The organism is Flavobacterium sp. FlaQc-28 (assembly GCF_044007415.1).
Taxonomy (GTDB): Bacteria; Bacteroidota; Bacteroidia; order Flavobacteriales; family Flavobacteriaceae; genus Flavobacterium.
Genome location: NZ_JBIPCM010000003.1, coordinates 416,478 through 438,245, shown reverse-complemented (window position 1 = coordinate 438,245; position 21,768 = coordinate 416,478). Strand labels below are relative to the sequence as shown.

Annotated in this window: 19 protein-coding genes; 7 read left to right on the top strand and 12 right to left on the bottom strand. The window is 34.0% G+C overall.

The window, feature by feature from the left end; genetic code table 11:
• Positions 1-58: 58 nt before the first annotated feature.
• Together ACHRVL_RS11310 and ACHRVL_RS11305 are read right to left on the bottom strand one after the other, a co-directional pair.
• Complete coding sequence (locus ACHRVL_RS11310; RefSeq protein ID WP_089054827.1) at positions 59-541, bottom strand: DUF2271 domain-containing protein; 483 nt, start codon at positions 539-541, stop codon at positions 59-61.
• Between the two features lie 119 nt (positions 542-660).
• Complete coding sequence (locus ACHRVL_RS11305) at positions 661-2,160, bottom strand: ankyrin repeat domain-containing protein (protein WP_395412787.1); 1,500 nt, start codon at positions 2,158-2,160, stop codon at positions 661-663.
• Between the two features lie 725 nt (positions 2,161-2,885).
• On the opposite strand from ACHRVL_RS11305, the gene ACHRVL_RS11300 reads away from it, so the two are divergent.
• Together ACHRVL_RS11300 and ACHRVL_RS11295 are read left to right on the top strand one after the other, a co-directional pair.
• Positions 2,886-3,860 carry a ribonucleotide-diphosphate reductase subunit beta gene (locus ACHRVL_RS11300; protein WP_395412785.1) on the top strand — a complete coding sequence of 325 codons (975 nt, stop codon included), beginning with the start codon at positions 2,886-2,888 and terminating at the stop codon, positions 3,858-3,860.
• Between the two features lie 14 nt (positions 3,861-3,874).
• The gene (locus ACHRVL_RS11295; protein WP_129023148.1) at positions 3,875-5,572 is read left to right on the top strand and encodes a ribonucleoside-diphosphate reductase subunit alpha; all 1,698 of its coding nucleotides are present in this window, start codon (positions 3,875-3,877) and stop codon (positions 5,570-5,572) included.
• A 161-nt stretch (positions 5,573-5,733) separates the two neighbouring features.
• Here ACHRVL_RS11295 and ACHRVL_RS11290 read toward each other — a convergent pair whose 3' ends face one another.
• Both ACHRVL_RS11290 and ribB read right to left on the bottom strand, forming a co-directional pair.
• Positions 5,734-6,306, bottom strand: a complete 573-nt coding sequence (locus ACHRVL_RS11290) for a Crp/Fnr family transcriptional regulator (protein WP_395412783.1) — start codon at positions 6,304-6,306, stop codon at positions 5,734-5,736.
• 1 nt (position 6,307) lies between these two features.
• Positions 6,308-6,970: a 3,4-dihydroxy-2-butanone-4-phosphate synthase gene (ribB, locus tag ACHRVL_RS11285; RefSeq protein WP_395412782.1), complete on the bottom strand. Its 663-nt coding sequence runs from the start codon at positions 6,968-6,970 to the stop codon at positions 6,308-6,310.
• A 330-nt stretch (positions 6,971-7,300) separates the two neighbouring features.
• Here ribB and ACHRVL_RS11280 point away from each other — a divergent pair, with 330 nt between their 5' ends.
• The 5 genes from ACHRVL_RS11280 to ACHRVL_RS11260 all read left to right on the top strand — a co-directional run bounded on the left by ACHRVL_RS11280 (position 7,301) and on the right by ACHRVL_RS11260 (position 12,573).
• Positions 7,301-8,902 carry a Na+/H+ antiporter gene (locus tag ACHRVL_RS11280; RefSeq protein ID WP_395412780.1) on the top strand — a complete coding sequence of 534 codons (1,602 nt, stop codon included), beginning with the start codon at positions 7,301-7,303 and terminating at the stop codon, positions 8,900-8,902.
• Between the two features lie 294 nt (positions 8,903-9,196).
• Entirely contained in the window at positions 9,197-10,228 is a 1,032-nt protein-coding gene (metN, locus tag ACHRVL_RS11275; protein WP_395412778.1) for a methionine ABC transporter ATP-binding protein MetN, read from the top strand.
• Positions 10,221-10,874: a methionine ABC transporter permease MetI gene (metI, locus tag ACHRVL_RS11270; RefSeq protein WP_395412775.1), complete on the top strand. Its 654-nt coding sequence runs from the start codon at positions 10,221-10,223 to the stop codon at positions 10,872-10,874. The genes metN and metI overlap by 8 nt, the downstream gene beginning before the upstream one ends.
• 40 nt (positions 10,875-10,914) lie before the next feature.
• Positions 10,915-11,733 carry a methionine ABC transporter substrate-binding lipoprotein MetQ gene (gene metQ / locus ACHRVL_RS11265; protein ID WP_395412773.1) on the top strand — a complete coding sequence of 273 codons (819 nt, stop codon included), beginning with the start codon at positions 10,915-10,917 and terminating at the stop codon, positions 11,731-11,733.
• A 240-nt stretch (positions 11,734-11,973) separates the two neighbouring features.
• Entirely contained in the window at positions 11,974-12,573 is a 600-nt protein-coding gene (locus ACHRVL_RS11260; RefSeq protein WP_395412771.1) for a murein L,D-transpeptidase catalytic domain-containing protein, read from the top strand.
• Positions 12,574-12,785: 212 nt separating this feature from the next.
• Here ACHRVL_RS11260 and ACHRVL_RS11255 read toward each other — a convergent pair whose 3' ends face one another.
• The 8 genes from ACHRVL_RS11255 to ACHRVL_RS11220 all read right to left on the bottom strand — a co-directional run bounded on the left by ACHRVL_RS11255 (position 12,786) and on the right by ACHRVL_RS11220 (position 21,707).
• Positions 12,786-13,232, bottom strand: a complete 447-nt coding sequence (locus tag ACHRVL_RS11255; protein ID WP_395412769.1) for a CopD family protein — start codon at positions 13,230-13,232, stop codon at positions 12,786-12,788.
• A 53-nt stretch (positions 13,233-13,285) separates the two neighbouring features.
• The gene (locus ACHRVL_RS11250) at positions 13,286-14,014 is read right to left on the bottom strand and encodes an anaerobic ribonucleoside-triphosphate reductase activating protein (RefSeq protein WP_395412767.1); all 729 of its coding nucleotides are present in this window, start codon (positions 14,012-14,014) and stop codon (positions 13,286-13,288) included.
• Positions 13,956-14,123 carry an anaerobic ribonucleoside-triphosphate reductase gene (nrdD, locus tag ACHRVL_RS11245; protein WP_395412765.1) on the bottom strand — a complete coding sequence of 56 codons (168 nt, stop codon included), beginning with the start codon at positions 14,121-14,123 and terminating at the stop codon, positions 13,956-13,958. The genes ACHRVL_RS11250 and nrdD overlap by 59 nt, the downstream gene beginning before the upstream one ends.
• On the bottom strand, positions 14,104-16,227 hold the full coding sequence (locus ACHRVL_RS11240; protein WP_395412763.1) for a ribonucleoside triphosphate reductase: 2,124 nt from the start codon (positions 16,225-16,227) through the stop codon (positions 14,104-14,106). Before ACHRVL_RS11240 ends, nrdD begins: the two co-directional genes overlap by 20 nt.
• A gap of 11 nt (positions 16,228-16,238) precedes the next feature.
• A complete protein-coding gene (gene ric / locus ACHRVL_RS11235) occupies positions 16,239-16,970 on the bottom strand; it encodes an iron-sulfur cluster repair di-iron protein (RefSeq protein ID WP_129023140.1) in 732 nt (243 codons plus the stop codon).
• 23 nt (positions 16,971-16,993) lie between these two features.
• The gene (gene nadB, locus ACHRVL_RS11230; protein WP_395412762.1) at positions 16,994-18,508 is read right to left on the bottom strand and encodes an L-aspartate oxidase; all 1,515 of its coding nucleotides are present in this window, start codon (positions 18,506-18,508) and stop codon (positions 16,994-16,996) included.
• Between the two features lie 18 nt (positions 18,509-18,526).
• The gene (gene nadA, locus ACHRVL_RS11225) at positions 18,527-19,459 is read right to left on the bottom strand and encodes a quinolinate synthase NadA (protein WP_395412760.1); all 933 of its coding nucleotides are present in this window, start codon (positions 19,457-19,459) and stop codon (positions 18,527-18,529) included.
• A gap of 253 nt (positions 19,460-19,712) precedes the next feature.
• Positions 19,713-21,707: a TonB-dependent receptor domain-containing protein gene (locus ACHRVL_RS11220; RefSeq protein WP_395412758.1), complete on the bottom strand. Its 1,995-nt coding sequence runs from the start codon at positions 21,705-21,707 to the stop codon at positions 19,713-19,715.
• Positions 21,708-21,768: the final 61 nt, after the last annotated feature.

Below are 21,768 nucleotides of genomic sequence, written 5' to 3'. Positions count from 1 at the left end.
CAAAGTTTAAAAACCTTGACAAAGCTTGAATTTCGAGCAAATTAAATGCTTGAATAAATTATATTTTATTTAGTCGCACATATCTGATATACCCTTTACCATCTGTTTTTGCGGCTAAACCTTCAGTAGTAAGAGGGATTTCAAGATCGCTAACATAGTATTTTTGATCTTCAACTGCTGATTCAAATCTTAATTTGTAACCTTTGTTTATCTTAGAATTATCAATTTCTATTGTTGTGATGCTGCGATCTCCGCCAGTTACTGAGGCGCCCGTTTTAGCGCTGATATCTTCGTTTTTCTTAGTTTGAAACTTATTCCATTCTTTTAACGATTTGTACCATTTTTTATCATCTCCCATTACATAAAGAGTTTTTTCGTAGTCGCCGTTAGCATTAACAAGCGATACCACAATATAAGCTCCTTCGCCCATATAATTTGCCATTTGAAGCATGCATTTGTATTTGCTTGTTTGTGCGTTTGCCTGAAATGAAATTAGGCAGATAAGAGCGCTTGTAAGAGCGATTTTAAGTATTGATTTCATTGAAATATGAGTTGTTATAAGTTATGAATTATAAGTTATGAGTTTTGAGTTTTGTTTGAGATGAAAAATTGGAATCTATACACAAACTTACAACTCAAAACTCATATTTTTTTAAAGTGTTATTTTAAAAATTCTACAGAGACGTTGTTTTTTGTAAGCGACTCATTTTCTTTTGCTAATGCGTAAGCGCTTTCATCAAATTCTGTGGTTACTTCTTTTTTTGCACCAACAGAAACAAGATATTTTAGGATAGAATCGTCTTTTGCAACCATGGCAGCTCTATGTAATGCTGTTAAGCCGTCTTTGTTTTTTGCATTTACATCCACTTTTAAGTCCGTTATTTTTTTAAGAAGAGAAATATCATTTTTTGGAATTGCTAAATGATATAAAGTGTTACCGTCTTTTTGGGCAGCAGCTAAATTTAATCCTTTGTCTTGAAGTAATTTTGCTTTAGCGTCAAAAGGATCTTGTTTTGGTGCAGCTTCTCTGTCTCTTCCAGCTGGTCTGTAAGATTGAACAAGATACACACCCAGATTGTTTCCGTCTTTATCGGTAACATTTACATCAGCACCTTTGCTCAATAATAAAGAGACAGCTTCAGGAGTTCCTGAGCGTACCGCAAAAGTTAAAGCCGATTCTCCTTTTAGGTTTTGAGAATTTATATTTTTTGCAAGCGGAAGTAATAATTCTAATACAGAAGTATCTCTTGCCGAAGCTGCGATCATTAATGGAGTTGTACCTTCTTTGTTTGCTTTATTTGCATCAGCACCTTTACTTAAAAAGTATTTTACAATTTCAGTTTGATTTGGTTTTCCCGCCAAGAAATAAAGTACATTTTCGCCTGCTTTGTTTTCTGCAGTTGGTTTGATTTTTACTTCTTCAACTAAATATTTATAAGTTTCAAGAGTGTTAGATTCTCTACGACTCCCTTGCGCTGCAAAAAGTAAAGCATTGTCAGTAGGTTTTACACCTTTTGCCAATAGTTTCTTTAAAAGATCAATGTTTCCAGTTCTTGCGGCATATGTAAAAGCAGTGTTTCCGTCGTTGTCAACATCTTTAAGAGACATTCCTTTTGTAGAAAAATATTCAGCAGCTTTTAAATCTTTATCAGCAGGAATTGCTAAAAGTAATAAGTTAGCACCACCTTGGTATTTTTTCTTCGGATTAACTCCAGCTTTAAAGAAAGCCTCGTACAAAGCAGGATTAGATTGACCATTTGATGCTGCAAAATCGACAGGAGTAGTACCGTGGCTGTCTTCAAGATTTACATCAGAACCTTTTGCAATAAGATATTGCACTAATTCTGTATTACCTCTATAAGCTGCCCAATGCAGATAAATACGATTATCATGAGTCATTTTATTTACTGGATTCCCAGATTGGTCTAATAGGAATTTGATGGTTGCAATAGGAGCATCATTGTTAATAGCTAAAGTAGTAACATCAAAAGCATTTGCATTTGCTTCTGCTGGATTGTTTCCTTTTGCTATTTCTGCTTTAACTATTGTTACATCAGGTGAGTTTTTCCAGAAAGATTGCTCTAGTAAAGTGTTTTTTTGCTGTGCATTAACAAACAAAACAGCTGTTAAAGCCAATGAAATAAAAAGATTCTTTTTCATAATTTATTATTGTTGTTTAACGTCCCTTTATATATGGGGGATAATGATCTATTTAGAATAAATAAAAATAAAGGACAAATGTAAAGATTTATAGTTTTAAATCAAGTTTTATTGCTGTCAAAAAAAAGAATTCTAATGATTTTTTAATGTTGCCTTTTTAGACGCTTTTGTAAAACTGTCGATTATCTTTTTTAGAAAGCTTAGATATCAATATTATATTTTGGTTTAAAGAGATCTAGAGGTTTTTGATTTTTTTAGATTTAAGTGTTTGATAAATAGTTTTTTATGTTTTGCTTTTTTTATAATGTGGTTTGCTTTTTTTTGATTTTTAGTTTGAAAAAAGAGCATTCTTTTTTATGAATTATTGACGTTTGCATTTTGCTAAATAACAGATTTTATAGGCAAAATTTGAAGTTAGATGTTGATAAGTGTTTTTGAAAATCTGGCATTATTTGAAATTTAATTGTTGACAACTCTATTTAGATTTAGTATAAATAGCTGATATTTCAGCAAGTACTGAAAATTATGCACCTGTTGATAAGTAGTTTTTTTACCACTTTTTTGAGCTGCTTTTAGCTGTTGATAATTGATTGGTTTTTTAACATCAATCTTTGGTCAAAAATGGAACTGTGGGTTAATTTTGTAAGTATAAAAAATAAAGTAATTACCACTTCTAGACTTTCGTTTTTTATCTTTTTTTAGTCACCACTTAAATAGTATATATTATGTCTATATTTGATAAAAGAGTCAATTATAAGCCTTTTGAATATCCAGAGGTTTTACAATTTACCGAAGCTATAAATAAAGCGTATTGGGTTCATACAGAAGTTGATTTTACTGCTGATACTCAGGATTTTCATGCGCATTTAACATCAGCAGAAAAAACGGCAGTAAAAAATAGTTTATTGGCTATTGCTCAAATTGAGGTAGCTGTAAAAAGCTTTTGGGGAAATATTTATGAGCACTTTCCAAAACCTGAATTTAATGGTTTAGGAAGTACTTTTGCAGAGTGCGAATTCAGACATTCAGAGGCATATTCCCGCTTGCTTGAAGTGTTAGGATACAATGATGAATTTGAGAAACTTTTAGACGTTCCGGTTATTCGTCGACGCGTAGAATATTTGTCAGATGTACTTAAAGATACACGTTCGCAGGACAACAGAAAATATATGGTTTCGCTGATATTATTCAGTATTCTAATCGAGAACGTTTCACTTTTCAGTCAGTTTGCAATTTTGCTTTCATTTACACGATTTAAAGGTTACATGAAAAATGTGAGCAATATTATTGCGTGGACTTCTATCGATGAACAAATTCATGCTAATGGCGGAATTTACATCATCAATAAAATTAGAGAAGAGTTTCCTGATTATTTTGACGAAGCAACTTTAACACTTGTTAGAGAAACAGTAAAAGATTCAATTGCAGTAGAAGCAGATATTTTAGATTGGATATTTGAAGAAGGTGAGATTGAGAGCATCAAAAAAGGCGATTTAGTCAACTTCATGAAGTTTAGAATTGATGAAAGTTTAAAACAAATTAATATTCCGACCATATTTGATGTAAAAGTTGAAGAGTATAAAGCTTTGGCTTGGTTTGAAGAAGAAGTTTTTGCTAACAGTTTGGATGATTTTTTTGCTAAACGTCCTGTAGAATATACAAAACACGACAAAAGTATAACAGCAAACGATCTTTTCTAAAAGCAAAAATACATATGAATACAATAGACATAAATGAAGTAAATGATCTTCCGCAAAATGAAAATGGATCTAAAATGTGGTGGAAGAACTCAGAAAGTGAACAAATTTTAAACCGTGGTTATCTTTTAAAAGGAGAAACTGTTGAAGGTGCAATTGACAGAATATGTACAGCAGCGGCTAGAAGACTTTATAAACCAGAGTTAAAAGAATCTTTTGTTGAAATGATCGAACGCGGTTGGATGAGTATAAGTTCACCAGTTTGGGCCAATATGGGAACCGAAAGAGGACTTCCAATTTCTTGTTTTAATGTACACGTTCCAGATAAAATTGAAGGAATTACGCATAAACTGGGCGAAGTGATTATGCAAACCAAAATTGGAGGAGGAACTTCTGGTTATTTTGGTGAATTGCGTGAGCGCGGAAGTGCTGTAACAGATAACGGAAAAAGCAGCGGGGCAGTAAGTTTTATGAAGCTTTTTGATACTGCAATGGATACGATTTCGCAAGGCGGAGTACGTCGTGGTGCATTTGCAGCATATTTAGATATTGATCACCCAGATATTGAGGAATTTCTTAAAATTAAAAGCATAGGGAATCCTATTCAGAATCTGTTTACTGGAATTTGTGTTCCTGATTATTGGATGCAGGAAATGATTGATGGTGACAGCGATAAAAGACAAATTTGGGCAAAAGTGCTTGAAAGTCGTCAGCAGAAAGGACTGCCTTATATTTTCTTTAGTGATAATGTAAACAAAAGCAAACCACAGGTTTATAAAGACAAGAATCTTAGAATTAACGCTAGTAATTTATGCAGCGAAATCATGCTTCCGTCAACAAGTGACGAATCATTTATTTGTTGTTTGTCCTCAATGAATTTAGAACTTTATGAAGAATGGAAAGATACTGAAGCTGTAAAACTGGCTATATTTTTCTTAGATGCTGTTTTGCAGGAATTCATCGAAAAAACAGAAGGGAACTATTATCTTTCTGCGGCCAATAAATTTGCAAAAAGACACCGCGCGCTTGGACTTGGAGTTTTAGGGTGGCACTCGTATTTGCAGAAAAATATGATTCCGTTTGAAGGAATGGAGGCTAAAATGAAAACGACTGAAATTTTTAAACATATAAGTGATAAAGCCGATAAAGCAACGCAGGAATTGGCTAGAATTTACGGCGAACCAGAATTGTTAAAAGGCTACGGAAAACGTAACACAACAACAATGGCAATTGCTCCCACAACATCATCATCTGCGATTTTAGGACAGACTTCTCCAGGAATTGAGCCTTTTAGCAGTAATTATTATAAAGCTGGTTTGAGCAAAGGTAATTTTATGCGTAAAAATAAATACCTAAAGAAATTGCTTGAAGAAAAAGGTTTAGATAACGAAGAAGTTTGGAGAGAAATTATGCTAAATGGCGGAAGTGTTCAGCATATGTCACAGCTTTCTCAAGCTGAAAAAGATGTTTTTAAAACGTTTAAAGAAATCAGTCAGCTTGAAATTGTACAGCAGGCGGCAATTCGTCAGAAATTTGTAGATCAAGGGCAAAGCTTGAATCTTAATATTCCAGCAGAACTTCCAATTAAAGAAGTAAACCGTTTAATGATAGAAGCGTGGCAGTTGGGAGTAAAGAGTTTGTACTACCAAAGAAGTCAAAGTGTTTCTAAAGAATTAGTAACAAGTTTGGTTAGCTGCAGCAGCTGCGAATCATAAAGAGCAAAGAGGCTGTCCGAAAAGTAAGGACAGCCTCTTTTTATTTAAAGTCGTCGAAAGGTTTTACGCAGATTTTTAAGCAAAAATATTTGCATACCGTTTGTCATGTCGACGAAGGGGACATCTCCGCAAGTAGCTCCACAATCAAAATCAAACTAAATTTAAACTTTCGATTTCAATCTGCTTAAAGTTTCCTGAGAAATATTGATATACGATGCCACAATTTTATTTGGAAGCCTTTTTACAATAGTTGGATTGATTTTTAAAAGCTGATTGTATCTTTCCAAGGCATCCATAGTTGTAAACGACATTAGTCGATTGGCATTATTTACATACGCTTTCTCTAAATAATTACTGTAAAATTCCCGCCATTGCGGAATGATTTTCATCAAATGATTGAAATCTTCATGCGTGATTGCAAGTAATTCTGATTTCTCAATTACCTGAATATTTTCTACGGCAGGCATTTTAGTTATAAAACTAACTAAAGCTGTGGCAAATTGATTTTCGAAAGCAATATATCGAGTGGCGTCTTTTCCTTCTTCATTAATAAAAAAGATTCGAACACAGCCTTTACCAACAAAAAAAGTCTGCTGACTAGTTTGTCCTTGTTCGAGCAGTATCTCATTTTTGTTTTTCTTTAAAGGCTTAAAATAGGAGAATATCGTTTTTAAATCTTCATCAGAAATAGTAATGCTTTTTCTAATATAATTGCCAAGCTGTTCGTATATCATTTTAGTTGTAATCTCGCACGAATTTACGGTAATAGATAATATCTTCTATCGATAGAACTACTAAATCATGCTGTTGTGCAAAGCTAACGATTTTGTCAAGTTTTGCCATGCTGCCGTCTTCATTCATTAGTTCACATAAAACAGCTTCAGGTTTTAAATTGGCTAATTTCATTAAATCTACACTTCCCTCAGTGTGTCCGTTTCTTTCTAAAACTCCATTATCTCTGGCGCGAAGCGGAAATATATGTCCTGGTCTAGCTAAGTCTTCGGGTTTTGCATTTTGCGCAACAGCCGTTTTAATTGTTGTAACTCTATCAGCTGCAGAAACTCCAGTTGTGACACCGTTTTTTGCTTCAATAGTAATGGTAAAAGGCGTTTGAAAACTGCTGGTATTTTCCTTTACCATGTAAGGAAGATCTAATTGATCTGCTTTTTCATTCGGAAGGCAAAGACAAACAATTCCGCTGCATTCTCGAATCATAAGCGCCATATCTTTTACCGTAATATGTTCGGCTGAAAAAATTAAATCGCCTTCATTTTCGCGATTTTCATCATCGGTTACAATAATCCCTTTTCCGTTTTTAAGTTGTTCTAAAGCGTTTTCTGCACGTTCTTTGCTTGTCATTCCAAATTGCACTAACGGACTTAATTCTGTACTAATCATTTTACTGTATTTTGAAATTGTTTTAGACAATAATTGAATCAGCAAATCTAAAGCTGTTTGTATTAGAAAAGTTTGATATAGATCAATAAAACGACAACATTTTGAATTTGTTTCAGCATGAAGCAAGACGACAGTAAGAACAAGGCTTACTAACTATTATATCAACAAGATAATTATAAAATATTTCCTGTAGAGATGCAATGCAGTGTGTTTCCATTCAGATAGAAATTCAATAGATTATTTTTTTATTAAGCACCTCTAATAATTATCATAAAATCTTAATTTAGCACCTAGAAATTATAATCCAAAACCACTAAAAATCAGTTATAAATGGAAAATGTTACCGTAATTATTATGCTGCTGTTTGGCGTCGCTTTTTTGAGTCTTGTAAGCAAAAGATATAATTTTCCGGTTCCAATTGTACTTGTTCTCTGCGGTGTAATTATAAGCGTTTTTCCAGGACTTCCTGTAATATCACTTAGTCCAGAAGTTGTGTTTATTATATTTTTGCCCCCTTTGTTGTATCATGCTGCTTGGTATACAAGCTGGTCAGATTTCAAACAGTCTATCCGACCAATAACTTTGGCAGCCGTTGGATTGGTTTTGTTTACTACACTTGCCGTTGCAGTCGCTGCGCATATGCTGATAGATGATGTTTCATGGCCGCTGGCTTTTTTACTTGGCGCAATTGTTTCTCCTCCTGATGCTGTTTCTGCAACTTCTATTACCAAAGGTTTAGGATTGAATCCGAGGCTTATTGCGATTCTTGAAGGAGAAAGTCTTGTTAACGATGCTAGTGGTTTAGTAGCTTATAAATATGCACTTACAGCCATTACAGCTGGAAATTTTGTGTTGTGGCAGGCAGGATTAAATTTTGTGCTGATGTCGCTAATTGGAATTGGAATTGGTTTAGTCGTTGGTTTTATAATGAGTTATATTCATAAACGGTTTGTTTGCGATGAAATAATCGAGGTTACTCTTACGCTGCTAACACCATTTGCGTCGTATTTGCTGGCAGAGCATTTTCATGGTTCTGGAGTTTTGGCCGTTGTTGCTACAGGGCTTTATTTATCGGCACGATCAGGAACTATTTTTACACATGAAAGTCGAATTATGACTGGAACAATTTGGAGCGTTTTAACTAATATTTTAAACGGTTTGATTTTTATTTTAATTGGACTTCAGTTAAGACAGATTATGGCTGGTATTAGTAATTATTCTGGAACTTCATTATTTATTTGGGGAGCAGTTATTAGTGCGGTTGTTATTTTGGTTCGTTTTTTATGGGTTATTCCTGCGACTTTGATTCCGAGATGGCTTAGTAAACGAATCAGACAGAAAGAAGAATTTGATTATCGTAATATGATTATTTTTGGCTGGTCTGGAATGCGCGGTGTTGTTTCTATGGCGGCTGCATTAGCACTTCCTCTTATGCTGAATAAAACAGAAGCATTTCCGTTACGAAATTTGATTATTTATTTGGTTTTTTGTGTGATACTTTCAACTTTAGTAATTCAAGGTCTTACGCTTCCATGGCTGATTAAGAAGTTAAAAATTCAACGTTATTCTATACTCGCAGAAGAATATAATATTCGAAATGTAATCGTTTCTGAAACTATCGCTCATATTGAAGATAATTTTTCATTATTGGATGGTGATTTATTACACAATATTAAAAGTAAGTATGAAGTAAAATTTAATCGTTTGCAAAAGACTGAACTGCCGGCTAATTTTTTTGGGAATGGTAAAATGCTCGGGGGAGAGATTTTTAATGACTTTACAAAACTTCAAATTGATCTTTTAAATGTGGAGCGGGGAAAACTTGAAGTAATGCATAAAGGAGGATCTGTAAATGAAGAGATTTTTAGAAAAATTGAAAAAGAGCTTGATCTTGAAGAAACCAGATTATGGATGGAAATGTATGAGGAGTAGTTTTCTTTAGAAGAATAGAATAACCTATTATTTTGATAGGTTAATAAAAGTTTTACCTTTTTTTGCTTTTTAATTCAAAATAACTCTTTAAATTTGCCACACCAATGAAAAATTATAACCAGAGAAAAAAATATTATAGCTGCAGCATGATGATATGCTGTATGGCTGCTGTGAGATTTATTGATCTGGCTTGTATATAAAAAATAATGATTTTATTTTAGAGCCTTTCATGATTTAATTGAAAGGCTTTTTTATTTAAAATTTCCATATTCTAAGTAAAATTGAATAGACAAAATGATTGAATTAAAAAATGTAACTAAAACTTTTCATCAAAAAGACAGGATTGTAACTGCTTTATCTGATGTTTCGCTTACAGTTCCGCCAGGAAAGATTTTTGGTGTAATTGGAACTTCTGGAGCAGGGAAAAGTACGCTGATTAGATGCGTGAATCTTTTGGAAAGACCAACTTCAGGTGAGATTGTAGTTGATGGAAAAGCATTAATGCAATTGTCAAGTGCCCAACTGGCGAATGAAAGACGACAAATAGGAATGATTTTTCAGCATTTTAATCTGCTTTCTTCTAGAACCGTTTTTGAGAATGTAGCTTTTCCATTAGAACTTGCTGGAACTTCAAAATCTGTTGTAAAAACACGTGTTTTAGAGTTGCTTCAGTTAGTAGGTTTAGCAGAAAAAGCAAATGATTATCCTGCAAGTCTTTCCGGCGGTCAAAAACAAAGAGTTGCCATTGCGAGAACATTAGCTAATAATCCTAAAGTTTTGCTTTGCGATGAAGCTACAAGCGCACTGGATCCTGCAACAACACGATCAATTTTAAACCTGCTGAAAGATATAAACCGTCGTTTAAATATTACGGTTTTATTAATTACACATCAAATGGAGGTTGTAAAATCAATTTGTGATGAAGTGGCAGTAATAAGCCACGGAAAGTTAATAGAGCAGGGAAGTGTTGGAGAAATTTTTGCAGACCCGAAACACGATTTAACGAAGGAGTTTATTGCTTCATCATTACATCTTGATGTTCCTGCAGTTTATCTTGAAAAATTGCAAAAAGAGGATAACGGAAATTTAAATCCATTACTAAGACTTGAAATGACTGGAAAATCAGTTAATGAGCCTGTTATTTCAGAAGTTTCTAGGCTTTTTGATACTAATTTTAAAATTGTCAGCGCTCAGATGGATCAAGCTGGTGATGTTAATTTTGGTGTAATGCTGATTGAATTATCTGGTAAACGTGAGAACTACAATGCAGCCATCGAATATTTTATTTCAAAACATATTAAAACAGAAATTATAGGTTATGTCTGAATCCATTATTAACTTATTATTAAAGGGAACTCTGGAAACTATAGTGATGACATTTGTGTCTGGCTTTTTTGGCTTTTTATTAGGTCTTCCAACAGGGATTTTACTTTTTGTTACCCGAAAAAATCAAATACTAGAACAACCCGTTTTAAATAGAATATTGTCTGTTTTAGTAAATGTTTTTCGTTCAATTCCATTCATTATTTTAATCGTTTGGATGATTCCGTTTACACGTGCAATAGTAGGAACTTCTATAGGTGTGAGTGCAGCTTTGGTACCGCTTAGTATTGGTGCCGCGCCATTTATTGCACGTCTCGTAGAGAACAGTCTTTTAAGTCTTCCTTCAGGATTAATTGAAGCCGCAAGAGCTTTAGGAGCAACTCCTTTGCAGATTGTATATAAAGTATTACTTCCAGAAGCATTACCGTCATTAATAAACGCTGCATCTATAACATTAATTACGCTTGTGGGTTATTCTGCAATGGGAGGCGCAGTTGGTGCCGGCGGTTTAGGACAAGTAGGTTATCAATATGGATATATTGGCTATGATGCTGTAACAATGAATTCAGTACTAGCATTATTGGTACTCTTGGTATTTCTGATTCAGTTTGCTGGAGATGCTTTATCAAAACGATTTGATCACAGATAATTTCAATTAAAAATTAGAATTAAAAATTAAAAACATACGAATGAAAAATATAAAAAGTTTTTTTAAAGCAGGTGGAATTATTGCGCTGTCTCTAGTTTTATCTAATTGTGGAAAGAGTAAAAATAATGAGCCGCATCATATAAAAGTGGGTGTAGCAGCAGGACCTGAATATGCTGTTGCTCAGGTGGCACAAAAAGTAGCTAAAGAAAAGTATGGACTAGAAGTTGAACTCGTTACGTTTAACGATTATGTGATTCCAAACGAAGCTTTGAGTCAGGGAGATATTGATGCAAATGCTTTTCAGCATAAGCCCTATCTTGACGAACAGTCTAAACAACGCGGGTATAAATTGGCGATAATTGGTAAAACATTTGTATACCCAATTGCCGGTTATTCTAAAAAAATAAAAAGTCTTTCTGAATTAAAAAATGAAAGTACAATCATTATCCCAAATGACCCAACAAATGGAGGTCGTTCATTATTGCTTTTAGAGAAAAATGGTTTGCTGAAACTTAAATCTGGTATTGGTTTATTACCTAAAGTAACAGATATAGTAAGTAATCCTAAAAAACTGAAAATATTAGAATTAGAAGCTCCTCAATTACCTCGTGCTCTAGACGATCAAAATGTAACTATTGCAATTATCAACAATACATTTGCTTCTCAAGCTGGATTAGTTCCTGCTCGTGATGCATTGTTTGTAGAAGATAAAGATTCGCCATATGTGAATCTTGTTGTAAGCCGAGAGGACAATAAAAATGAAGAAAAAGTAAAGCAGTTTTTGCAAGCTTTTCAATCTCCAGAAGTTGAACAGGCTGCAATTCGCGAATTTAAAGGCGGTGCTGTAAAAGGCTGGTAAAAAAACATAAAAAAAAATTATTTTAAAGGCCTTTAGAGGCCTTTTTTTATGTTCTTATTTTAAGTTTTGAGAAATAGAACTATTTGATCTCGAATGAAATAAGTCTTATTTTGTTGTTTTTCAGACGTTTGAGGATTATTTGGATTAAGGTTTACATTTATTTTTGCTGCTGAGAAAAATGATTTAGAGTATTCTGAATCATTTTAAATGAAGTAAAAGTTATTCTTAATTAATTCTGTTATGAAAATATTCAATTTAACACTATTCTTTATCGTAAGTTTTTTTAATGCTCCGATGGAATATGCAACTGACAAGCCCACAGTAAATATTGAAGAGGCAAGACTGACGCAGCAACTTGATGAAGTAAAAGCATTGTTAAAGAATGGGGCTGGATACAATGATAAGATTGTTTTTCTGGTTGATATGAAAATCAAATCTGGGTACAATAGGTTTTTTGTTTATGATATAGCCAATAATAAAATTTTAGATAAAGGGCTTGTGGCTAATGGTTCAGGATCTGAAACGGCTGTAAAAGGAGATTTGAAATTTAGTAATGAACCCAATTCTAAATGTACTTCGTTAGGAAGATATTCCATAGGTAAATCGTATAAAGGAATGTTTGGGAAAGCCTATAAATTAAGCGGACTTGATGAAACTAATAGTAATGCGGCTAAAAGAGCTGTCGTTTTGCATTCGTATTCTGCTGTTCCAAACGATGAGCAGGAGTATTATATATCCAATAGCCAGGGTTGTCCTATGGTAAGTGAAGTTTTCTTTAAAAGATTAGAAAAGATCATTGACAGTTCAAAATCGAACATCATCTTGCATATTTTTTACTAATTGAAAACATTGAGTGTGATTTTTTAACACATAGAAACATTTCCGATAGCTATCGGGATTGAAAAATTTAGAAAAGGCGTTTCTCTTGTATTTTTAGACATAGTCTGCACAATATTTGTTGACAATCTGGTGTGATTTACTTTGTTTGTTCGCTATCGATGGAGTCTCCTTGCGGTCGAAATGACAAATTTTGAGAACTAAGTATTTAAGTATTATATGCCTCCATAACGTATGCTTGATCCTAAAATAAGCATTGTTACTCCTATTAAAGTAACACTAATAATAAGGACTGCCATTTTATTGATATTATGTTTACTGAGATTAGGAATAACGCTAAATTGAGCTATAAGTGCAAGCAAAAAAGTAAAGAGTAATAATAAGAGTTTTACAGAAACTACTTTTTCGATTCCGCTGGAAAAGCTAAACCAAGAATCAAAAGAAACTCCAAAATCATATGCCATTATGATTCCTGTAATAATTAGTAAAAGGAGAGAGCTCATGCCCAGGGCTTCAAATTTTTTCTCGTAGTTCAAAATAATTGCAGGTTCTTTTTGTTTTAAAGCTAAAGGGAGGTATCGAATACTTAAAACAAGATGTCCGCCCACCCAGATTGTTGCTGAGATAAGGTGAATTATCAAAAGAAAGTGATGCAGTTTCATGAGCTTTTTAGTTTTAGATTGGTAAAAGGGAAGAGCGAAGTTTTTTTTAGAAATTATTCTCTAAAAACAATTTTTACTTTTGATACAGAAAAATCGGCACTACTCATTTTTTGATCAGAATGACCTAGAGATGTTAGTGTTGGCACATTATTTCTAAAATGCTGGATGTAATAGTTTCCTTCAAAATTATGAGTTTCAAGATAAGTTCTCATCTTTAATAATTCAGATTTATTTATAAGATTAGAATGTATTGTAGTGCGCACTTCAAACTGAATTGAAGAGGCTATTAAAAGTAATAAACTTTCTTCAAATTCAGAGAACAGATTTGATTTTGTAATCTGTTTAAAGGCATCAGGAAGGCTTTTAAAATCTAAAGCAACATAATCGATCAGTTTTTCAGAGATCAGTTTTCTCAGAACATTTGGTTTTGAACCGTTAGTATCAACTTTGATTATAAAACCAAGAGCTTTAATTTCTTTTATAAAAGTGATTATGTTTTTATGCATCGTACATTCTCCACCGCTTAATACTACACCATCTAGTAATCCTTTGCGTGTTTTTAGAAACGCAAGAACCGTTTCAAAATCAATTTTTCCTTTACCAAGAACAATATCAGGATTGTAACAATATAGACACCGCATATTACAGCCTGCAAGCCATACAATGCAGGCTGTCTTATCCGGATAATCTAATAAAGTAAAGGGCGTAATGTTGTAAACTGCCTTATTGGATAGTGGTTTCCTTGAAATGGGTACGCTGTTGATGTTCGCCTTTTTTTCCAATATTAAAACTTTCTACGGGTCTATGATAGCCCATTACTCTTGTGTAAACTAAACATTTACTTCTCTTAACTTGCTGCTGTGCTAGAATTTCATGACATTGTGTTTTCATATATTTCGGATTTTTGATTATTCTCGCTGAGTAAAATTTCGTCGCATTTTGGGCAGTATTCATGTTCGCCATTAAGATATCCATGAATAGGGCAGATACTGAAAATGGGTGTAACGGTTATATAAGGCAGTTTAAAATTTGTCAACACCTTTTTTACAAAGTTTTTACAGGCTTCGGGACTGCTTATTTTTTCTCGCATGTAAAGATGCAGTACAGTTCCGCCGGTATATTTACATTGTAATTCGTCCTGAAGTAATAAAGCCTCAAACGGATCTTCGGTATGATCTACTGGAATTTGTGAACTGTTAGTATAATAGATATTATTGTTTTGACCTGCCTGCAAAATTTCTGGAAAACGCTTTTTATCTTCTTTTGCAAAACGATAAGTAGTTCCCTCCGCAGGAGTGGCTTCTAGATTGTATAAGTTCCCTGTTTCTTCCTGGAACTCTTTCATTCTTGATCGAATATGATCTAAAACTTCAGTTGCAAAATGAATTCCAGAATTGCTTGTAATATCTTGTTTTCCATCAGTAAAATTAAGGACCATTTCGTTCATACCGTTCACGCCGATGGTTGAGAAATGATTCCTAAAATGTTCGAGATAGCGCTGTGTATACGGATAAAGTCCGCGATCGTACATTTCTTGAATAAAGATTCTTTTTTTCTCCAAAGTCGATTTTGCTTTCTGAAGCAGCTCATCTAAATGATAAAATAGTTTTATAATATTCCCTTTATGTAAATATCCCAAACGAGCCATATTGATCGTTACTACGCCAATGCTTCCAGTCATTTCGGCACTTCCAAACAAGCCGTTTCCTCGTTTTAATAATTCGCGTAAGTCGAGCTGAAGCCTGCAGCACATACTTCTAACAGCATTTGGTTTATAGGCTTCTGGATTTTCTATTTTACTGCCATTTTCATCTAATACATATTGGCTTCCAATGAAATTTTGGAAATACGAAGAACCAATTTTAGCTGTATTTTCAAACAGTAAATCTACATTTTCACCTTCCCAGTCAAAATCCTCTGTTATATTAACTGTAGGAATTGGGAATGTAAAAGGCTGCCCGTTGGCATCTCCTTCGGTCATAACGGTGTAATAAGCCTTGTTTATCAAGTTCATTTCTTCTTGAAAATCGGCATATTTTAAATTTGTTAGAGTTGTAACTCCTCTTTCGTTTGCTTTTTTTATTAAGATTGGATCATTTGCAGTAAGAAATAAATGTTCGTTATTTCTAGTAGGTATCTGTTCTTTTAAATCATCAGGAGCAGTCCAGTCTAAAGTTATATTTGTAAAAGGAGATTGTCCCCATCTTGCGGGTACATTAAGATTATAAACAAAACTTCTAACAGCTTTTAGAATCTGCTCGTAACTAAGCTGATCCTTAAAAACGTAAGGCGCAAGATAAGTATCAAATGAACTGAAAGCTTGAGCGCCAGCCCATTCGCTTTGCAGAATTCCTAAAAAGTTAGCCATTTGCCCAAGTGCTTCTCTAAAATGCGATGGAGGTCTGCTTTCAACACGACCGCGCACGCCGTTGAATCCTTCGTTTAATAAAACACGTAGACTCCAACCCGCACAATAACCAGTTAAGCAATCTAGGTCATGAATGTGTAAATCGCCATTTCTATGTGCAAAACCTTCTTCTTTATTGTAAATTTTGTCCAGCCAATAATTCGCAATTACTTTTCCTGCGGTATTATTAACCAGGCCTGCATTAGAATAGGAGGTATTGGCATTGGCATTAATACGCCAATCAGATTGGTTGATATACTCTTCAATAGTTTGTGTACTGTCTACATACGTTGTGCTGTCATTGAAACCATCAATATGTTCTCGCTGCAGTTTTCGGGTATGTCGATAGATAATAAAAGAACGCATGGTTTTAAAATAACCATTTTCAAAAAGAACTCTTTCTATAATGTCCTGAATTTCTTCTACCGGCCATGAGTATTTTAATTCAAGACCTAAAGAAACCAGTTTGTATATTTTTTTATCAACTGGCAGATTTACACTCTGAAAGGCTTTTTCAATAGCATCTTTAATTTTATAGGCTTCAAAAGGTTTGTAATCGCCGTTACGTTTGATCACATATTTTTCCATGTTTTGTATGTTTAAGAAACTTTCTCAAATTTTTTCTCGAGACTTATAGCTTTTGGAAACAGTATATTGTTTTCCATATGAATGTGTTTGTGCAGATCGTTTTCAAATTCCTCCAGCATTGCAAATGTTACTTTGTAGGTATTGCAGGCATCTGCAGGAGGTGAGTAATTGTTGGTCAAAGCGGCAATTTTTTTAAAACGATCACCTTCAGTATTATGTTCTTGTTTCATCATCGCAATAGGATTTTCGATAGTTCCAAAATGCGGCATTTCTAGAAAATCACCTTTTATTTGAGCCGTTTTCATTTTTCTGATGAATGGAAAAAGTATAACCTCTTCTTTTCTCATATGTGCCGAAAGATCTGCGGCTGATGCTGAAAAAAGAGAATTAATATCAAATAATTCTGGATGTCTTTCGCCATGAACATTACATAGTTTGTTTAAAAACTGAAATAGTACAGGCGTTTTTTCTTTTACATAGCGATGATGTGTTTTTTCTATATAATCTGTAAGTAAGTCGAGCGGCCAGGTTTTATAATCAAACGATTGATTTGCCTCGCTTGTTCGTGTTCTTTCAATTTCTGCAATTAATAACTCTTCATCAATAGCTCTTTTTTTGCATACTTCTTCGATAGTGCGGTGTCCTTTACAACAAAAATCAATACTGTATTTAGAGAAAGTTGCTGCTGTTCTGAAATCATCTGCCACGATTTCGCCAATTGTATTTTTGGGTGTTATTTCCATTTTCTTTGAGAGGTTTTAGTTATTCAATTTGTTAGAATGGGTTCTTTTATTTTTTTACATTGTTTAATGATAATTAGGGCTGTGACAAGCATATTACTGAATTCAATAAAAGGAATTGCGATTTTGTCTTTTTCGATTAGAGAAACCGCTGTATTTTTCAGCATTTTAATTTTTTCTAATGCGTAATCTTTATCACGATTTTCGCTGGTATAAAAAACAGTAATTAATACTTGGAGTTCTTTTTTTAGAATAGCAAAAGCTTCGTAAGTACTAGTGTCTGCTTGGGAAAACTTTGGACGAGGTATTTTTGATGAAAATGCAAAATTTTGTATTGTTTTATCTATTTGTTCTGAAGCTTGATGTGCAAAAACTAATGCTTCTAATAGTGAATTGGAAGCTAAACGATTTTTTCCGTGTAATCCCGTTCTGGCGCATTCTCCTATGGCATATAGATTTTGAATTGCCGTTAAACCATTATGATCTACTTTTATCCCGCCGCATTGATAATGTGCGGCCGGCACAATTGGAATTAAATCTTTTTCGGGTTTTATTCCTGCTAGATTGCATTGTTTTGCTATTACTGGAAACTCTTTGTAAAACTCGACTGGATCTAAGTGACGACAGTCAAGATAAACGTGTTTTTTATTAGTATGCAGCATTTCGCTGTTAATGGCATGGGAAACTATATCACGTGTTGCTAATTCGCCACGTGAATCGTATTTAAACAGGAATCTTTTTTGATCTTCATTAACAACATAAGCGCCAAAACCGCGAACTGCTTCTGAAATTAGAAAAAACGGATTTTTGCTGCCTGCAAACAAGGCGGTGGGATGAAACTGGATGTATTGGAGGTCTTCAATTTCGATCCCAGCGCGGGCAGCCATTGCAATACCGTCACCCGTGGCAATTTCAGGATTGGTTGTGTTCTCAAAAAGCTGGCCGCAGCCGCCTGTACTCAATATGATAGTTCTGGTTTGTATATATTTTACAGAGTTGCTTTTTTTGTCATAATAAAAAGCACCGCTGCAAAGATTTTCTTCTTCAATTTTTTCGGTATTCAAATCAATAACTTGATGATTTTCGAGTAACTGTATGTTTGAAAGTTCTTTTATAATATTTAGAAGTTTTTTTTCAATTTCTAAGCCAGAACTGTCTTTATGATGCAATATGCGATGATTAGAATGACCGCCTTCTAAACCTAAATTCCATTGTCCGCGTTCATCTTTATCAAAGGAAGTTCCAATATCTAAAAGCTCTTTTAACCTTTCGGGCGCCTGCTTAATTACCATATTTACAATAGATTCATCACAGCTTCCATCGCCTGCCAGCAGTGTATCTTTAATGTGCTGATCAAAGCTGTCTTTTATCAAATCAGTTACAACCGCAATACCGCCTTGTGCCAATTGTGTATTTGTATTTTGAGCACTTTCTTTGGTCATAATTACAATTGACAAATCGGGCCTTTTTTGAGCCGTTTTCATAGCTAGAAAAAGTCCCGAAATACCTGAGCCAATTATTAAGATGTCAGTTTTAAGCATTTTGTTAGTTTTTTGATTCTATGATAATTCAAGCATTCTTTCAATTGGCTGCAGAGCTTTAACTCTTAAGGGTTCAGCTATTTTAATTTCTGGACTTTCATTACTCAGGCATTGCAGGAGTTTTTCAAGTGTATTAATTTTCATAAAAGCACATTCACTGCAGGCACAGCTGTTGTCTTCTGTGGATGGGGCCGGGATCAGCGTCTTATCAGGTACAGTTTTTGAAAGTTGATGCAGAATGCCGGCCTCCGTAGCCACGATGAAAACGGAAGCAGGATCCGTTTTAATAAAGTTAATAATACCCGAAGTAGAGCCAATATAATGCGCCGTTTTCAAAATATGGCTTTCTGACTCCGGGTGGGCGGCAATTTTTGCCGTTGGATTTTTTATATATATTTCAATTAACTTGTCTAATGAAAAGGCTTCGTGAACCACACAAGAACCTTCCCAGAGTACTAAATCACGCTTAGTTTCTTTCTTAAGATAATTTCCTAGATTTTGATCGGGAGCAAAAATTATCTTTTTGTCTTGAGGAATTGATCCTATTATTTTTTTTGCATTAGATGATGTGCAAACGAGATCGCTCATCGCTTTTATTTCAGCAGAACAATTGATGTAGGTTACCACTACATGATCCGGATATTTTTCTTTGAATATTTTAAAATCTTTCGGATCACAGCCGTCAGCGAGGGAACAGCCGGCGTTTAAATCTGGAAGCAGTACTTTTTTTGACGGATTAAGGATTTTTGCAGTTTCAGCCATAAAATGAACTCCGGCAAAAACAATAACATCAGCATTGGTTGCCTGTGCTTTTTTGGATAATTCTAAACTGTCGCCAACAAAATCTGCAATATCTTGAATATCTTCATTTTGATAATAATGAGCTAGAATAACAGCATTTTTTTGCTGTTTTAGGCGGTTTATTTCCTGTATCAAGAATTGTTTATCCATTTTTTTTAATCTGTTTTTTTTTTTTTTGAGAAAAATCAAGCTGTACTAAAGAAATGCGACAGTTGGTAAAACTGAAGATTGTCATGAAAGTGGTAGTTTTTAGGATGCTTGATTATAAATTTTAATATCGTAAATATATTGCCATCAAAATCTTCAAACTATGATTCCAATCATACTGTATTATTTTTATTTTTTTATGTTCTGTTTTAAAAGTCAAACGTAAAACTGGAAAAAAATGGAGTTCAAAAACGGTTTATCTAAAGCTGAAAGTAAGATTGACAAAGACGTTGCGTCCCATTCGCGGAATTTTGTTCCAATCTGAAAAAGTGGTATAATATTTATCAAAAATATTTTCTACACCAGTTTGCAGTTTTATTAAATTTTGATTGTAATGGAACGTATATCCAGCATTGAAATTAAAAACCAAATAATCCGGAGTTTTTGTTTGACCGTATGTTGCTGCAAATTCTTTTTGAGCAAGATTTCCCAAGGCAGAAATTCCTAAATTTAAATTCTGCTTTTTATAGTCAATTCCTGCACTGTATCGTATTGGGCTTATAAAAGGAAGATTGTTTCCTTGATTGTCTTTGCCTAAACTATAAACCAGCTGCGTTTTTAAAAGCCAGTTTTCAAATAGAGAATATTCTATATTTAAATCGGCATTAAAAATAGAGGCATAACTTATAGCTTCGTATTTTTTTACACCAGACGCTCCAATTGTCATGGGAAGAATATTAGGATCAATTTGACCTACGATAAAATCATTTATATGAAAGTATGACGCTGTAATTTTTGTACTTAATTGATTTGTTTTATAACCAAGTAAAAGGTTCGCTTCTAAAGCTTTTTCATTCTTTAAAAAAGGATTTCCTATGTAATCATAAAAATCACTGCTGTTATAGAGATAGAAACCATAACCTTCAGAAATTGAAGGAGCTCTTTCGGCATAAGCACCTCCAAAACCATATTCAAAATTGCCTTTTTTTTGAGTAAAGTTTGCCGAGAAACTTTTTAAGAAACGGTTTTTTGAAGCCTCCATTTCAGGATAGAAAATGCGCAGACTCTGCAATCCGAAATCATTTGCAACATCGTTTGAATGAAATCCTACAGAAGTTCCAATTCTCAAAGTAGTTTCTGATGCTATTTTAATATAATCTTCAAGAGACAAGCCGTTGTAAAAAGTTCGTACATCAGGCCAAGTGTACATGAACATTAAATTTTCTGTGGGATCAGCAGGATACATTGTCATTTCGGCAATCGATTTGTTGTAAAAAGCATTTAAGTCTGCTGTAAAATCGTGTATTTTATACTTCCCTTTTAGCTTAGAGTAAAATCCGTAGGTGTCAGACCAGCCCGGCATATCCATATGAATGGGAACAGAAGGTCTTTTCGTATCATCCATTTTATGCGTTACGCTGTTTCCGTAAACCTTTGTTTCCCAGTTTGAAATAATACCAGAATCGGGTGTATGACGATAGCTTAAAGACATGATTTCGGCTTTTGCCAGTGAAACATCCATAGGCAGAGCAGGATAACCTACGTTTGTAGCGTTATCATAAATCAGCGAAGCTTCGAGATTGTTTTTCTTATTTATGAAATATCCAGCAGTTGCAGCAATGTTGTATTTGGTAAATTGAGAAAAATTGATTTCTTGGTTTCCGCCAGCTCTATAATTCTCAGCATCACGATGCATAAAATCAACATGAGCGTAAAACTTTTCATTATTGTAGCCCAATGAACCTCCAATAATTTTTTGCTGATTGTTGCTTTCATAACCTGAGTTAAAACTGCCATTCCACCCCAAAGTATTTTGACTAAAAATGGAACGTTTTAGATCTATAGAACCGCCAATTGCTGCACCATGACAGCTTGCCTGCTGACCAGATGCAACTGCAGCTTCTGATAAATTTGAAACTTCAACATAAGAAGTTATTGGATCCATTTTATCAGTACAAGCTCCAAAAATGCGCATTCCGTCAATAGTAATAACGGTGCGTTCTGTAGACATGTTGTTAATTGTGGGTTCCCAGGCATAAGCGCCTCTTTTTATCATATTTATTTTTGTAGATTTTTGCAGATAATCTTCTACAGAAGTCAATGATTTTGGCTGTTTTTGATGTAAAGCTGCCTTTTTTCCAATAACAATAATTTCATTTAAATTTTGAGCCGAAAGACTGTCCTTTTGTTGTTCTTGTCCCCAGCAGATTGTTGAAAAAATAGTTAGAATACATACTATTATTTTTTTCATCACTAGATAAGTTATAAGAAAGAGACAACTAGAATTGTCTCTTTCTTGTTAATAATGAACG